This is a genomic window from Ruegeria sp. YTSA075 (genome assembly GCF_059610245.1).
This window is the reverse complement of sequence record NZ_JBXWNG010000009.1, coordinates 100,547-116,150: the sequence shown is the minus strand read 5'-3', so window position 1 is coordinate 116,150 and position 15,604 is coordinate 100,547. Positions and strand designations below refer to the sequence as shown.

The window sequence follows — 15,604 nt, the reverse complement described above, 5'->3', positions numbered from 1 at the left end:
GATCAGTCAGATGTCGAACTTCACACCCTGCGCCAGAGGCAACTCTGCCGAGTAGTTTATGGTGTTGGTCTGGCGGCGCATATAGGCTTTCCAGGCATCTGATCCGCTTTCGCGCCCGCCGCCGGTTTCCTTTTCGCCCCCGAACGCGCCCCCGATTTCGGCACCCGAAGGACCGATATTGACGTTGGCAATGCCGCAATCCGATCCGGCGGCTGTCAGGAACTGCTCTGCCTCGCGCATATTCAAAGTGAACACGCATGAGGACAGGCCCTGCGGGACATCATTCTGCAACTCCAACGCCTCGTCGAACGTTTCATATCCCATGACATAAAGGATTGGCGCAAAGGTTTCGGTCTTCACCGTTGCTGTCTGATCCGGCATCTCGACAATGGCGGGTTCCATGTAAACGCCGTTCGGCATGCCTTCGGTGACACGCTGCCCGCCAAAGACAGTACCACCCTCGGCCTCAGCCGCTTTGAGCGCGGCGGTCATCGCAGCGCCAGAGGCCTCGTCCACCAACGGTCCGACCAAGGTGCTTTCGGCCAGCGGATTGCCGATGGGCAGACCCGCATAGGCCTTCTTAAGCCGTTCTAGCAGTTCGTCCTTGATCGAGTTGTGCACAATCAACCGGCGTAGCGACGTGCATCGTTGCCCCGCGGTTCCAACCGCCGAGAACACAATCGCCCGCACTGCCATCTCCAGATCCGCCGAGGGACCTACGATCATTGCATTGTTGCCGCCCAGTTCCAGAATGCATTTGCCGAACCGCGCCGCCACGATGGGCGCAACCGCGCGGCCCATACGGGTCGAACCGGTCGCCGAGATCACCGGCACATCTTCGCTGGAGACAAGCGCCTCACCCAAGTCGGCCCCACCGATCAGAGTTTGAAGCAGATGCCGGGGCGCGTCGCCGAACCGAGCCAGTGCGCGCTCAAAAATCTTCTGACAGGCCATAGCGGTCAGGGGCGTTTTCTCAGACGGCTTCCAGATCACCGGATCGCCGCACACCAGCGCAATCGCCGCATTCCACGACCAGACCGCAACCGGGAAGTTGAAGGCCGAGATCACTCCGACAGGACCAGCCGGATGCCAGGTTTCCATCATCCGATGGCCGGGGCGTTCCGAGGCGATGGTCAGGCCATATAGCTGCCGGGACAGACCAACGGCGAAGTCGCAGATATCGATCATCTCCTGCACTTCACCCAGGCCCTCGGACGTGATCTTGCCCGCTTCCCAACTGACTAATGCGCCCAGATCGTCCTTGGCGGCACGCAACTCCTCACCCAGCAATCGGATCAATTCCCCTCGACGTGGCGCTGGAACAACGCGCCACGCTTTGAACGCGGCTTTGGCATTTGCAAAGATGGTCTCCATCTCGGACGTGGCGGTTTCATGCACCTCGGCCAACACGCGCCCATCAATCGGGGACCGCACCGCCAGGGTGCCGCCCGTCAGGTCGGCTGTGGTCAGGTCCAGATTTGCCAGAGTGGTTTCCGCAGTCATCACAACATCTTTCATATCTTAGGCCGCCTTGTTCTGTGGGGTTACGTCGCCGGCGCGATAGAGCCGGCCAAATTCGGTGTTCAGGAAATCGGACAGTTTGACCTGTTCTTGCCGGACAAACCCGGTGGAAGGCAGAACGCCCGTACGCATCAGGTCAACGACGCCCAGAACGCCTGCGGCCGTGGTGACCTGAATGGCGCTCCAGACCTGTCCGTTGATCTCGCGGGCAAAGCTTTTGTTGATCAGGGATTTCTCGCGCAGCGCCCCGTCGATCTTGCCTTTGGCCGTGCAATAAACCAGCACCACATCCTGATCGGTGCGTGGCAAGGCCGATTCAAAGATCTCTTTCAGCAGGTCGCGACGGCGGTCCAGCCCCAGATCATGCAATAACAGTTTCAGAATGTCACAATGACCCGGATATCGGATCGAGCGATACGACACCGCGCGCGCCTTGCCTTCTAACGTTTCTGGCAAGGTGCCCAAACCGCCCGAGGTATTGAAGCATTCATACTCCACCCCGTCATGGCCCAGCACTTCATAATCTTCCAGCGGTGCGGTCTTGACGCGTTCACCGTTTACGATGGCGTCACAGGGATTGCAGTATTCATTGATCAACCCATCCGTTGACCATGTCAGATTGTATTTCAACGCGTTGGTCGGATAGAGCGGCAAGGCCCCGACCCGCATATGCAAGCTATCGATTTCGTCGAATTCCGCGGCCAGCGAGGCCCCGGCGATCCCAACAAAGCCCGGCGCCAACCCGCATTGCGGCATAAAAGCGGTTTTGCTGCTTTTCGCCAGTGCTCGCACGGCCTGGGTCGCCGCGACGTCCTCGGTCAGATCGAAGTAATGCGCCCCGGCATGTTTTGCAGCTTCGGCGATGTTTGGCGTCAGAAAGAACGGAGCGGCAGAGATTACAGCATCAAAACCGCTCAACCCTTGTGTCAATTCTTCGATGTTCGTCGCGTCGATTTGCATCGTCGCAACGCCCAGCCTGGCAATCTCGGCCAAGGCCTTCAGATCATATTCTGCAACTGTGGCACTGTAGTTGGGTGAATCTTTCAATAGCGCAGCAATCATCTGCCCAATTTTGCCGGCCCCAACGATACATACCTTCCACGACATGACTTGCCTCCTCTCTCCGGTTTTCCTTCGAGAATGGCGCAGATAATGGTCATATCGCAGGTGTTATCTTGACGAAATCGATAGCTAGACTGTCATTTCGTCAAATTTTCCGACTATTTGATAACTCAAGCACCAGGCCTGTGAGCAGAGCACTGTGTGTTAAACATTCGTAGCTAATGCAATGACATGATTGCAGAGCGATCCTCGTTATTGTTGCTTCTGAAAGCGCACATACTTGTGTGGGGGCATGTCGCACCAAGCTCATTTGGAAATCTTCTCCTCCAAATTTTGGGAAGGCTGCGTTACCCTCCCAGCAAAAGGCCAGTTTCGATAAGCTTGGCTTTGAACAAAGCTGAGTCGGTCAGGATCCACCACGTCAGGGTGTGTTGCAAAGAAGTCTGGTGACAGACCTTTGTACACATTTGGAGTACCGTTTGACAGAAGCTTGACGGCTTTCAACGCAGACATCGTCGAGGGCATTGAAAAGCTACCGTTGGCATAGGCGCCGCGAATTCACACGTCGTCCGCACAGCCAAAAAACGGCCCACCGGATGGATGGGCCGTTTTTGATTAGCGGGTTCCTCACTCAAACCTGACGTACCGCCCCTTTCGCGGCGCTGGTGGTCAGTTTGGCATAGGCTTTCAGCGCGGTTGAGACCTTGCGCTTGCGCGGTTCTGTCGGTTGCCAGCCCTTTTCGTCCTGCTCTGCACGTCGCTGGGCCAGATCCTCATCTGATACCGCCAGATGGATCGAGCGGTTGGGGATGTCGATCTCAATCGTGTCGCCCTGACGCACCAGACCAATCACGCCACCCTCGGCCGCCTCGGGTGAGACATGGCCGATGGACAGGCCCGAGGTCCCGCCCGAAAACCGTCCATCGGTCAGCAGCGCGCAGGCTTTGCCCAGGCCTTTGGACTTTAGATAAGAGGTCGGATACAGCATCTCTTGCATCCCCGGCCCGCCGCGCGGACCTTCGTAGCGGATGACAACCACATCGCCTTCTTTCACCTTGCCGGTCAGGATGTCGCTGACGGCCTGATCCTGGCTTTCGCAGACATAGGCTGAGCCGGTGAAGGTCAGGCTGCTGGCATCCACGCCCGCCGTTTTCACGATGCAGCCTTCCAACGCGATATTGCCGAACAGAACCGCAAGGCCTCCGTCCTGGCTGAACGCATGTTCCTTGGAGCGGATCACGCCACCTTCGCGGTCGGTGTCCAGTTCCTTGTACCGGTTCGACTGGCTAAACGCCTGCGTGGTGCGCACGCCGCCGGGCGCTGCTTTGAACAGCTCTTGCGCGGCGGGGTTGTTGGCGATCTTGATGTCCCAATTGGCAATCGCCTCACCCATGGTCGGGGTATGCACCGTGCTGCAATGTTCGTGGAACAATCCGGCGCGGCTAAGCTCTCCGAGGATCGAGAAGATGCCGCCCGCGCGGTGGACATCCTCCATATGAACGTTCTCGGTATTGGGCGCGACCTTGCACAAGCACGGAACGTTACGGCTCAGCCGGTCCATGTCGGACATGGTGAAATCGACGCCGCCTTCGTGGGCGATGGCCAGCAAGTGCAGAACCGTGTTGGTTGACCCGCCCATGGCGATATCCAGGCTCATTGCGTTCTCAAACGCATCGAAGGTGGCAATCTCACGCGGCAGGAAGCCTTTTTCGTCCAGATCATAGTGACGTTTGGTGATCTCGACGATCCGGCGACCCGCTTCCAGAAACAGCTGCTTGCGATCCGCATGGGTGGCAAGAGTTGAGCCATTGCCCGGCAGCGCCAGTCCCAGTGCCTCGGCCAGACAGTTCATCGAGTTCGCGGTGAACATGCCCGAGCACGACCCGCAGGTCGGGCAGGCGTTTTCTTCGATATGCTGAACCTGTTCATCGGTGAATGTGTCATCCGCGGCGGCGACCATCGCATCGACAAGGTCGATCTTTTTGGCGTCCAGATCAGCGATGTCGATCTTACCGGCCTCCATCGGCCCGCCCGAGACAAAGATCGCCGGAATATTCAGCCGCATCGCTGCCATTAGCATGCCGGGCGTGATCTTATCGCAGTTCGAGATACAGACCATCGCATCGGCACAATGTGCGTTGACCATGTATTCGACCGAATCCGCGATTACTTCGCGTGAGGGCAGGGAATACAGCATCCCGTCATGGCCCATGGCGATGCCGTCATCCACCGCGATGGTGTTGAATTCCTTGGCAACACCGCCAGCCTTTTCAACCTCACGCGCGACCATCTGGCCCAGGTCCTTCAGGTGGACGTGACCCGGTACGAACTGGGTGAACGAGTTGACGATGGCAATGATCGGCTTGCCGAAATCATCGTCCTGCATACCGGTGGCGCGCCACAGGCCACGGGCTCCGGCCATGTTACGGCCATGGGTGGAGGTTCTGGATCGGTACATTGGCATGATGCTGTTTCCCTTTTGCCCCGGTTGCGATATGCGGGGAATGTGCGTTATAGCGCACGTACCATATGTGCGCTATAACGCACAAGAAGATTCGAAAGACAATGGCATGGCTCCGGACGACATAACACTAAAGCTAAGGGATGTGAGGGCCGCTTCGGGGTTGAGCCTGTCGAAAGTCGCTGAGATGACAGGCGTCAGCAAAGCGATGCTAGGTCAGATCGAACGGGGCGAATCAAGCCCGACGATCGCCACGCTGTGGAAGATTGCCAAAGGGTTTCAACTGCCGCTCAGCGCGTTGATCGACACCGTGAATGGTGATCCTTCGGTTTTTAAGACCGTCACCTTTCCCGGCAGTATCGAGGTTAAGATTGTCTTTCCCTTTGATCCAGCATTGGGGGCAGAGACGTTTCACGTCCAGCTCGCCCCCAACCAAAGCCATGAGTCCCCCGCCCATGCCGCTGGTGTGACCGAGGAGGTCTTTGTGCTCAGCGGCACGCTGGACATTCTGAAAGGTGAGGCTTGGGTGCCCTTGCAATCGGGTCAGGGGCTGCGATTTGCAGCGGATCTCCCGCATGGCTATCGAGCGGGCGCTGAAGGGGCGGCGTTTTTGAACATGCATCACTATGCGCAACAGCCAGATGTTCCAGATAACGGCAAGGTTCATTGATGAGCGAGTTTTTCAACAGCCTGACAATTGTGGATGCCATCGGCTCTTTCGGGGCCCTGATCGTGGTTGCTGCCTATTTCGCCACGCAGATGCGATACATGAATTCCGAAGATCTGGCCTTTCCCGTCGTAAATCTGCTGGGGTCCGTTTTGATTGTCTATTCGCTGCTTCAGAACTTCAATCTGGCGTCGATGCTGATTGAAGGCTTCTGGATTGTCATTAGCGTGATCGGTATCATTCAGCATTTCAGGTTGCGCCGCGCAGGGTAGCGCGGCGCAACAGGGTTATGCAGCGTTGTGAAGGCGTGGTGTAAACAGGCCAATCCGGCCAAAATCCCGCATGGATTTTGCCGCGGCCAAAACGGCCAGATCAGCCAGCGGTTCAACCAGGATAACCAGCATGTACGCAGCGCCAAAGCTGACGACGGCGGTGAGGTTTTCTGCACCAAATCCTTGGCCATAGAAGGCCCAGAACGCCACCCAGATGACGACACCGCCCTGATAGGCCGTCGACAGCGCAAGCGCCTGAGAATACTTCAGATCAATGTAGGCCGTATTCGGTGCGATGATGCGATTGGCCAAGGCCTGCAGCGCAAAAAGCGGCACCAGCAGTGTTGTCATGTTCATCCCGAACTGAGGCAGGTCGAAAGGCGCCAGGAAAAATCCCTGAATGAACAGGCCCGCAATCAAGCCGATGGCGGCAGGGGCTGCACCGAACAACAAAAACAGGGTCGATCCCAGAATGAAGTGTACTTCTGACACTCCGACCGGGAAGTGTGGCAATACTTCAAAGAAGGTAAAAACCAGCCCCGTGGTCAGGGCTGAGCGAATGGCGAGGCTGGCAAGGCCGCTGCTTTTCAGACTGTCCCATGCCAGTTTAGCGGTATAGAGCCCCGCGCCGGTTGCGGTCGCGTAGCTCAGGACAAGTTTGGCGCCATTTACGACGCCCGGTTCGATATGCATAGTTTGGTCTCCTTCCCGTCACACCCGACGGCAGAAAGGTTTCAAAATTGGGCTTTCACCCGGTTTGCACATGGCAGGTCTCCTGACTTGCGGATTGGCTTCGATCCCGGCCTTCCCAACCGATTGCTTCGGTCAGTGGCCATGATGGGGTGAAACTCCGCCTACAGTTGCGGGGGCAGCTCCGGAATTGACAGGTATTGTCGCACCGGATTCCCTTTTCATTCCTCGGGGGAAATTCCCCTTCGGAAACCATGTCAGGCAGGTGTCTGGCACCGGGTGCCACCTGTCAAGCAGGCAAACGCGTATGTTTGGAAAAAATTGCCAGTTCCCAGGAGTGCAGGCCTTGGCATGGCTTGCACGTTTGGCCGCTCGGATATAGGGAAACTCAGACTCGCTTAGGGGAGGCTTTGATGCAAGACGATCCGAAAACCCTGGTTTCCACCGACTGGCTTGCCGCCCATATCAAGGACCCCGATCTGCGGGTGCTGGATGGGTCGTGGTACCTGCCGCAGCATGGGCGCGATGCCAAAGCCGAATATGATGCAGGTCATATCTCGGGCGCGCGGTTCTTTGATATCGACGATATTGCCGATCATCGCTCGGACCTGCCGCATATGATGCCTCCGGTCGAGAAGTTCATGTCACGCCTGCGCTCGATGGGCGTGGGGGATGGACATCAGGTGGTTGTCTATGATGGCTCTGGCCTGTCCTCAGCTGCGCGCGTCTGGTGGATGTTCCGCCTGATGGGGCAGGACAACATTGCCGTGCTGGATGGCGGTCTGCCAAAATGGCAGGCCGAAGGGCGCGAGATCGAGGATTTGCCCCCAGTAATCCGGGATCGTCATATGACCGTGCGGGTTCAGAACCATCTGGTGCGCGACGTGACACAAGTGTCTGCCGCCGCCAAGCTGGCTGATCATGAGATCATCGATGCCCGTTCCGCCGCCCGCTTTGCCGGAACGGAACAAGAGCCGCGCGAAGGTTTGCGCTCGGGCCATATCCCCGGCTCACGCAATGTGCCCTTCGGAACGCTGTTGAACAAGAACGGGACGATGAAATCACCCGAAGAGTGCCGCGCTGTGTTCGAAGCCGCAGGCGTTGATTTGTCCAAGCCTGCAATCACCTCATGCGGATCGGGTGTGACGGCGGCAATCCTTAGCCTTGCGCTTGAGCGCATGGGTAAAAAAGACCACGCGCTTTATGACGGCTCCTGGGCTGAATGGGGTGCCTTCCCAACCCTGCCCGTCGCAACTGGAGAGACCTGATGTTCGAAAACCTTAAGCCGCAGCCAGCCGACAAGATCCTGGCGCTGATGCAGATGTACCGCGAAGACCCGCGCGATCAAAAGATCGATCTGGGTGTTGGCGTCTACAAGAATGCCGAAGGTGTTACCCCGGTAATGCGTGCGGTCAAAGCTGCCGAAAAGCGCATTCTGGAGGAGCAGGAGAGCAAAGCCTATACCGGTCTGGCCGGTGATCCGGCTTATTCCGATGCGATGATCGGCTTGATCCTTGGCGATGCGGTGCCGCGCGCCAATATTGCGGCCGTTGCGACTCCGGGTGGTACAGGTGCCTGCCGTCAGGCGTTCGAGATGATCCGTATGGCCAACCCTGAGGCGCGCGTATTTGTATCGAACCCGACATGGCCCAACCACCTGTCGATCCTGAATTATCTGGGCATCGAGACGGTCGCTTATCGCTATTTCGATGGCGAAACCCGTGGCGTCGATTTCGACGGTATGATCGAGGACCTAAAAACCGCCAAGGCGGGCGACGTGGTTCTGCTGCACGGTTGCTGCCACAATCCGACCGGCGCGAACCTGAACATGGTGCAATGGCAAGAGGTCGTGAACCTAATCAATGCGCAAGGCTTGGTTGCGATGATCGACATCGCCTATCAGGGCTTTGGCGACGGTCTTGAGGAAGACGCGCAGGCAGCCCGTCTGGTGGCCTCGTCTGTCAAAGAGTGCCTGATCGCGGCGTCTTGTTCGAAGAACTTCGGCGTCTATCGTGAGCGGACCGGCCTACTGATGGCGATCAGCGATGATGCGGCGCAGACGTCATTGAACCAGTCGACGCTTGCCTTCCTGAACCGCCAGAACTATTCGTTCCCGCCGGATCATGGCGCACGGGTCGTGACCACCATCCTGAACGACGACGCCTTGCGCGCCGACTGGGCCGCTGAGCTGGAGGAGGTTCGCCTCTCCATGCTGGGTCTGCGTCAGCAGCTGGCGGATGAGCTTCAGCGTCTGACCGGGTCGGATCGGTTCAGTTTTGTCGCCCAACATCGCGGTATGTTCTCGCGTCTGGGTGCTGCACCTGAACTGGTCGAGAAACTGCGTGCGGACCACGGGATCTACATGGTCGGCGACAGCCGCCTGAACATAGCCGGTCTGAATGCGACTACAGTGCCTATTCTGGCGAAGGCGATTGTAGACGTTGGAGTCTAAGCGGCACTTCATAGCGAAACAAAAGCCGCTCAGATCAGTGCGGCTTTTTTGTTTTCAGAGTCGAGCAAAAGAAAAGGCCGGGCAAGAACGCCCGGCCTTCGAGAGGTTATCTCAGGTCTTAGCCTTTGGAGAACTCCGGATAAGCTTCCATACCCAGTTCTGCCATATCAAGACCATTGATCTCGTCCTCTTCGCTGACACGGATGCCCATCACCGCTTTGAGGATGGACCACACGATCAGAGCGCCGACGAAGGTGAACACACCGTATGCGACGATGCCGGTCAGCTGGGTAATCAGGCTGGCTTCGCCGTAGAAGATTACGGCGATGGTGCCCCAGATGCCTGCGAACAGGTGAACAGGAATGGCACCAACAACGTCGTCGATCTTGAACTTGTCCAGCATCGGGACCGCGAAGACCACGATGATACCACCTACTGCACCGATCCATAGCGATCCGAACAGGGACGGGGCCAGAGGCTCGGCAGTAATCGAAACCAGACCAGCCAGCGCGCCGTTCAACACCATGGTCAGGTCAGGCTTCTTGTACATAACCTGGGTCAGGATCAGGGCAGCAACAGCACCGGAGGCTGCGGCCATGTTGGTGTTGGCAAAGATGCGCGACACGTCGGTTACGTCACCCACGGTGCCCATGGCCAGCTGTGAGCCGCCGTTGAAGCCGAACCAACCCAGCCACAGGATGAATGTACCCAAGGTGGCCAGCGCCAAGTTCGAACCGGGCATCGGGTGAACCTTGCCGTCTTTGTACTTGCCGATACGCGGGCCAAGGATCAGACAACCAGCCAGAGCCGCCCAACCACCGACCGAGTGCACGACGGTCGAACCAGCGAAATCCGAGAAGCCCGCTTCGGACAACCAGCCGCCGCCCCACTGCCAGGAGCCAGAAATTGGGTACATGATACCGGTCAGCACGACCACGAAGATCAGGAACGGCCACAGTTTGATCCGTTCCGCCACGGCACCCGATACGATGGACGCGGTTGCAGCCACAAAGACCAGTTGGAAGAAGAAGTCCGAACCGATTGAGGCATAGTCCAAAGCAGCCTCGGCAGGGTCAACACCTACCGGGTCCAGCACGGTCGGACCGCCAATGGCAAAGAAGCCATTGAAGTCACCCGGATACATCGTGTTGAAGCCAACCAGCCAGTACATGATCGCGGCGATGGAAAACAGCGCCACGTTTTTTGTCATCTGCATGGCGACGTTCTTGGAACGCACCAAACCGCCTTCCAGCATGGCAAAGCCTGCCGCCATGAAGAAGACCAGGAAACCCGCCATCAAGAACAGCAGGGTGGTAAAGATATACTGGGTGTGCAGCGCGGCTTCGCCGGTAGCGGCCTCTTGCGCCAGACCCATCTGCGGCAGCACGACAAGCGCGGCAGCAGGGATGAGAGATTTCATCAGGTTCATTGTCAGTCCTCGAATTTATATGAGTGTCGGCGCTCAGAGCGCCTCTTCGTTTGTTTCCCCGGTCCGTACACGCATGGCCTGCTCGACATCGAGGACGAAAATCTTGCCGTCACCGATCTTGCCGGTTTTGGCAGTGTTGGTGATGGTCTCAACGATTTGGTCGGCCATCGTGGCTGGCACCACGATTTCCAATTTGATCTTGGGTACGAAGTTCACGGCGTATTCTGCGCCGCGATAGATTTCTGTGTGACCGGATTGTGAGCCGAAGCCCTTGATTTCGGTCACCATCATGCCGCGCACGCCAGCCTGGGTCAGTGCCTCGCGCACCTCCTCGAGCTTGAACGGCTTGATTGTCGCAATGATGAGTTTCACGTCAGTCCCCTCTGCTTCTCCGGTCACACCGGCTTGTTTGCACCTGCAGAAAAAGAGCCTGAGGAGGGGCGTTTAGGAACGATTCCCCGTCGTTAAATGGTTCGAAAATGACGCAAAGTTGCACAATTTTTGCACAAAACTTGCCGAACGACTAAAAATTAGGCGAATATGAGAGGGGAAATTCCGGAAAATCGGACCTCTACATAGCTATGTCGTCGGGGTATGGTGTGCCAAAAGAATAACCGGGCAGAGTTTGAGCATGACTGAGTCCAAGCGCCGCAAGCCAAGATTGGTCGCGGATAAACGATACCCGTCGAAGGGGCGCAAGCCTTCGACGACCAAGCGGGCTGCGAAACCGGCGGGCAAGAAATCCACCGCCCGAAAGACGACCACGCGCAAGACGGCTCGAAAGAAGACGCGCAAGCGTTCGGGTGGCAATGGCGGGGGGTTTTTCCGCCGTCTGTTCCGTTGGATCTGGCGACTGATCTGGGGTGTCACATGGCGCGTGGGTGCCGTTATCGCGATGCTGGTCGCTTTGGCCGTTGGCGTTGTCTATACCTCGTTGCCCGATGCGGACGCCCTGCTGGATGGGCGCGCGCGCGGATCGGTGACCTTGCTGGATCGGGATGGCAAGGTTTTTGCCTGGCGCGGAGACCAGTTTGGCGGGGTGATCACAGCAGATACGGTTTCACCCCATCTAAAAAACGCTGTGATTGCGACCGAGGACAAGCGGTTCTATCGCCATTTCGGCGTCAGCCCGCGTGGGGTTGCCAGTGCGGTGCGTATCAACCTGAGCGAAGGGCGCGGGCCACTGTCGGGCCATGGAGGCTCGACCATCACCCAACAGACAGCCAAGCTGCTGTGTCTGGGTGTGCCTTATGATCCGACTGAGTGGGAGTCCGAGGCCGCATATGAAGCGGATTGCCGCCAGGGTTCGCTCTGGCGCAAGGGCAAAGAGGCGATCTATGCGCTGGCGATGGAGGTCAAATACTCCAAAGACGAAATCCTGACGATCTATCTGAACCGTGCGTTTCTAGGGGCTGGTGCACGTGGGTTCGAAGCTGCCAGCCAGCGGTACTTCGGCAAATCAGCAGCCGAGGTTTCTCCTGCCGAAGCGGCTATGTTGGCCGGTCTTCTGGTCGCACCCACGCGCTATGCCCCCACCAACAGCCTGCAACGATCACAAGATCGCGCCCGGCTTGTGGTCGGTCTAATGGAGGATCAGGGCTATCTTTCAGGCGCACAGGCCAGCGAAGCGCGTGCGCGCCCGGCAGAACTGTCTGCCGCTGCCGCTGCGCGGGCGGGCGGCTACTTCGCCGATTGGGTGATGGCCAGCGGGCCGGAGTTTTTCACCCGCAACACCACCGAAGATGTGGTGATCCGCACCACGCTGGATCAGCGCATCCAGAAATCTGCCGAAGAGGCGCTGCAATACATCTTTCAGGAAAAGGTGCGCAAAGGGTCCAAGGCGCAGGCGGCGATTGTCGTGATGTCAGCGGATGGGGCGGTGCGCGCCATGGTCGGTGGGCGCAACACCCGTGTTTCAGGCGCGTTCAACCGGGCCACGCAGGCGCTGCGCCAAACCGGGTCATCGTTCAAGCCGTTTGTCTATGCCACTGCGCTAGAACTTGGGTATTCACCTTATGCCACGGTGATGGATGAACCCTATTGTGTCAACATTCCGGGATCGGGCGAATGGTGTCCGAAGAACTACACGAATAAGTTCTATGGCCGTGTGACGCTGGCGGATGCGCTGAAGAACTCGTTGAACATCCCTGCCGTGAAAGTGGCTGAGGTCGCGGGGCTCGACAACGTGCGGACCGTCGCCAGCGGCTTCGGAATTGCCAGCGATCTGGCACAAGGACCAGCGCTGGCGTTGGGGGCATCGGAAAGCACGCTGATCGAGATGACCGGGGCCTATGCAGGCATCCTGAACGGCGGATCCTCGGTTGAGCCCTATGGCCTGACCGAGTTGAAGCTACTGGGCGAAACCGAACCTGTGATGGTGACGACCACCGGCATCGGTGAGCGTGTCATCAATGACAGCGCCGCGAAACAGCTGACATGGATGATGGAACGTGTGGTATCCGAGGGCACGGGCGGACGGGCCAAGCTGCCTGGCTGGCAGGTTGCGGGCAAAACCGGAACAACACAGGCCGCGCGGGATGCTTGGTTCATCGGGTTTACGGCGGATTACGTGGCCGGTGTCTGGATGGGCTATGACGACAACACGCCCTTGTCGGGTGTCACCGGTGGCGGCTTGCCTGCCGAGATCTGGAAAGAGACGATGGTGCGCGTGACCGAAGGGATAACGCCAACAGCCTTGCCGATGATCGTGCCAGAACCGCCGGTTCAGGTGGCGCAGCCGCAGCCTCGCCGCAGACAGGGTGGTTTTGCAGAAGATATCAATAATCTTCTCAAAGGTATCTTTGGCGGCAACTAAAAAAGGGCGGTGCGCTGGGCACCGCCTCTTGAATTTCAGCTGTGGCAGGACTTAGACGCTTGCGTCCAATGCTGCCAGAATGGCATCGCCCATTTCCGAGGTCGAAACCGGCTGAACACCCTCATCCGCCAACAGATCACCGGTGCGCACGCCTTCGGCTAGGACTTTTTCGATCGCAGCTTCTAGGCGGCCAGCCTCGGCGCCTTGATCAAAGCTATAGCGCAGCGCCATGGCAAAGCTGAGGATACAGGCGATGGGGTTGGCTTTGCCCTCGCCGGCAATATCGGGGGCTGACCCGTGTACCGGCTCGTACATCGCCTTGGGGCGGCCATTGGCCATCGGGGCACCCAAGGATGCTGAGGGCAGCATGCCTAAGCTACCAGTCAGCATTGCGGCGCAATCCGACAGGATATCCCCGAACAGGTTGTCAGTCAGGATCACGTCAAACTGCTTCGGGGCGCGGACCAGCTGCATGGCGCCGTTATCGGCATACATATGGCTCAGTTCGACCTCAGGGTAATCGGCGCTGACACGCTCGACCACTTCACGCCACAGGATGCCGGATTCCATCACGTTGGCCTTTTCCATCGAGCACAGCTTCTTGTTCCGGCGCATCGCCAGTTCAAAGGCCGAGCGCGCGGCGCGCTCGATTTCGGATTCGGTATAGCGCTGGGTGTTGATGCCCACGCGCTCGTTGCCTTCCTCGAAAATGCCGCGTGGCTCACCGAAATAGACGCCCGATGTCAGCTCGCGCACGATCATGATGTCGAGGCCCGCGACGATGTCTTTCTTCAGCGACGAGAAATCGGCCAGCGCGTCAAAGCACTGTGCCGGACGCAGGTTCGAATACAGATCCATTTCCTTGCGCAGACGCAGCAATCCGCGCTCGGGCTTCAGGCTGAAATCCAGATCGTCATATTTCGGGCCGCCTACCGCACCCAGAAGAACCGCGTCGACCTCTTGTGCTTTGGCCATGGTCTCGTCCGACAGGGGCTTGCCATGGGCGTCATAGGCCGCACCCCCGACCAGATCCTCGCTCACGTCGAATTCCAGGCCGCGATTGGTGCCGAACCAATCGATGATGCGGCGCACTTCGGCCATAACTTCGGGGCCAATTCCATCTCCGGGCAGGATGAGGAGCGAGGGGTTGGACATGAAGGATCTCCTTGCGTTTGACAGCAAAGGCCCTAGCGCTTGCGCCGCATCGGGTCAATGAGACGTGCGGGCTTAAACACAGGTTCTTGTCGGGAATTCGGGTTTCTTGACCTTATGCGCTGGAAACCGGTCAGAGAGAGGCCTTCAACCCCTCGGTCAGCAGGTCCCAGACACGGCGGATTCGCGGCGTTTGTCGCATCGCCTGTGGCGCGGCCAGCCAGACAGGAAGTACCGGGATATCAACATCCAACGGAAGAACCTCGACCAGCGGGTCGGCCTCGGCCACCTGAACTTGGCTGAACCCTATACCGCATCCGGCGCGGATCAGCTCCCAATAGGCGCTCTGCAAGTCACAGCGCGTGGCAAAACTTCCTTTGTTCGCGGGCCAACCCTGTTGGCGCATTTTGGTGATGATCTGCTCATTGGCATCGAAGCCGACCAGATCATGACCGAACAGATCCTTGGGTTTTTCCGGCCGTCCTGCCCGCTCGAGATACGAGGTGGCGGCGCAGAAACACAAAGGGACATCCCCCAGATAGCGCGAGACGATATCCATCTGCTCGGGCCGGTACATGCGCACGGCGATGTCGGCTTCGCGATACAACAGGTTTTCGGTTGCATCCGTGGCGACCAGTTCCAGCTGAATGGCAGGTTCCTGGGCGCGGATTTGTGCCAGAATAGGAGGCAGCAGGTGATGTGACGCAAAGACCGATGCTGTGATGCGTACTGTGCCTTCCAGTTGTTGCGACTGCCCCGCTGCCATCAGACTAAAGGTGCTCATCGCTGAGTGCATTTGCTGCGCCATTGGCAGCAACTGCGTGCCCACCTCGCTCAGCTTAAGCCCGCGCGCATGGCGGTCGAACAGGGACACGCCCAACTCATCCTCAAGTGCGCGGATCTGGCGCCCGAGCGTCGGCTGGCTGCGGTCCAGACGCCGAGCGGCGGCAGACAGCGAGCCGGTTTCGGCCACGGCCAGAAAGCTTTGGATCAGGGACCAGTCGGAATGGGTGATAGATCTGTCCATACAAAAATGAATACACGATCTGCATCTCCCAGCAATTCCATTGATCATTTGTATGA

Annotated in this window: 13 protein-coding genes and 1 riboswitch; of the genes, 5 read left to right on the top strand and 8 right to left on the bottom strand. The window is 58.2% G+C overall.

The annotated features are described in order from the left end of the window. Nucleotides 1-6 precede the first annotated feature (6 nt). From amaB to ilvD, 3 genes are all read right to left on the bottom strand, one after another. On the bottom strand, nt 7-1,503 hold the full coding sequence (gene amaB / locus AC2FGE_RS15855; protein ID WP_496820240.1) for an L-piperidine-6-carboxylate dehydrogenase: 1,497 nt from the start codon (nt 1,501-1,503) through the stop codon (nt 7-9). A gap of 18 nt (nt 1,504-1,521) precedes the next feature. After that, nucleotides 1,522-2,628 carry a saccharopine dehydrogenase family protein gene (locus AC2FGE_RS15850; RefSeq protein WP_496820205.1) on the bottom strand — a complete coding sequence of 369 codons (1,107 nt, stop codon included), beginning with the start codon at nt 2,626-2,628 and terminating at the stop codon, nt 1,522-1,524. A 586-nt stretch (nt 2,629-3,214) separates the two neighbouring features. Next, nucleotides 3,215-5,047, bottom strand: a complete 1,833-nt coding sequence (ilvD, locus tag AC2FGE_RS15845; RefSeq protein ID WP_496820204.1) for a dihydroxy-acid dehydratase — start codon at nt 5,045-5,047, stop codon at nt 3,215-3,217. A 106-nt stretch (nt 5,048-5,153) separates the two neighbouring features. Here ilvD and AC2FGE_RS15840 point away from each other — a divergent pair, with 106 nt between their 5' ends. Both AC2FGE_RS15840 and AC2FGE_RS15835 read left to right on the top strand, forming a co-directional pair. Continuing rightward, nucleotides 5,154-5,714 carry a helix-turn-helix domain-containing protein gene (locus tag AC2FGE_RS15840; RefSeq protein ID WP_496820203.1) on the top strand — a complete coding sequence of 187 codons (561 nt, stop codon included), beginning with the start codon at nt 5,154-5,156 and terminating at the stop codon, nt 5,712-5,714. After that, a complete protein-coding gene (locus AC2FGE_RS15835; protein WP_496820202.1) occupies nt 5,714-5,983 on the top strand; it encodes a CBU_0592 family membrane protein in 270 nt (89 codons plus the stop codon). Before AC2FGE_RS15840 ends, AC2FGE_RS15835 begins: the two co-directional genes overlap by 1 nt. Before the next feature lie 15 nt (nt 5,984-5,998). On the opposite strand, the gene AC2FGE_RS15830 is transcribed toward AC2FGE_RS15835, so the two are convergent. After that, nucleotides 5,999-6,676, bottom strand: coding sequence for an energy-coupling factor ABC transporter permease (locus tag AC2FGE_RS15830; protein ID WP_496820201.1), 678 nt, complete (start codon nt 6,674-6,676; stop codon nt 5,999-6,001). 55 nt (nt 6,677-6,731) lie between these two features. After that, nucleotides 6,732-6,945: riboswitch (cobalamin riboswitch) on the bottom strand. Between the two features lie 141 nt (nt 6,946-7,086). Between AC2FGE_RS15830 and sseA the strand changes: the two genes are divergently transcribed. Both sseA and AC2FGE_RS15820 read left to right on the top strand, forming a co-directional pair. After that, nucleotides 7,087-7,941 carry a 3-mercaptopyruvate sulfurtransferase gene (sseA, locus tag AC2FGE_RS15825; protein WP_496820200.1) on the top strand — a complete coding sequence of 285 codons (855 nt, stop codon included), beginning with the start codon at nt 7,087-7,089 and terminating at the stop codon, nt 7,939-7,941. After that, on the top strand, nt 7,941-9,125 hold the full coding sequence (locus AC2FGE_RS15820) for an amino acid aminotransferase (RefSeq protein WP_496820199.1): 1,185 nt from the start codon (nt 7,941-7,943) through the stop codon (nt 9,123-9,125). The genes sseA and AC2FGE_RS15820 overlap by 1 nt, the downstream gene beginning before the upstream one ends. 118 nt (nt 9,126-9,243) lie before the next feature. Here the strand turns inward: AC2FGE_RS15820 and AC2FGE_RS15815 are convergent, their stop codons facing one another. Further along, entirely contained in the window at nt 9,244-10,554 is a 1,311-nt protein-coding gene (locus AC2FGE_RS15815) for an ammonium transporter (RefSeq protein ID WP_496820197.1), read from the bottom strand. A 33-nt stretch (nt 10,555-10,587) separates the two neighbouring features. Continuing rightward, nucleotides 10,588-10,926, bottom strand: a complete 339-nt coding sequence (locus AC2FGE_RS15810; protein ID WP_480500528.1) for a P-II family nitrogen regulator — start codon at nt 10,924-10,926, stop codon at nt 10,588-10,590. A gap of 259 nt (nt 10,927-11,185) precedes the next feature. Between AC2FGE_RS15810 and AC2FGE_RS15805 the strand changes: the two genes are divergently transcribed. Beyond that, nucleotides 11,186-13,369, top strand: coding sequence for a transglycosylase domain-containing protein (locus tag AC2FGE_RS15805; protein WP_496820196.1), 2,184 nt, complete (start codon nt 11,186-11,188; stop codon nt 13,367-13,369). 51 nt (nt 13,370-13,420) lie between these two features. On the opposite strand, the gene leuB is transcribed toward AC2FGE_RS15805, so the two are convergent. After that, a complete protein-coding gene (gene leuB, locus AC2FGE_RS15800; RefSeq protein ID WP_496820195.1) occupies nt 13,421-14,524 on the bottom strand; it encodes a 3-isopropylmalate dehydrogenase in 1,104 nt (367 codons plus the stop codon). Between the two features lie 130 nt (nt 14,525-14,654). Continuing rightward, entirely contained in the window at nt 14,655-15,548 is an 894-nt protein-coding gene (locus tag AC2FGE_RS15795) for a LysR family transcriptional regulator (protein WP_496820194.1), read from the bottom strand. Nucleotides 15,549-15,604 lie beyond the last annotated feature (56 nt).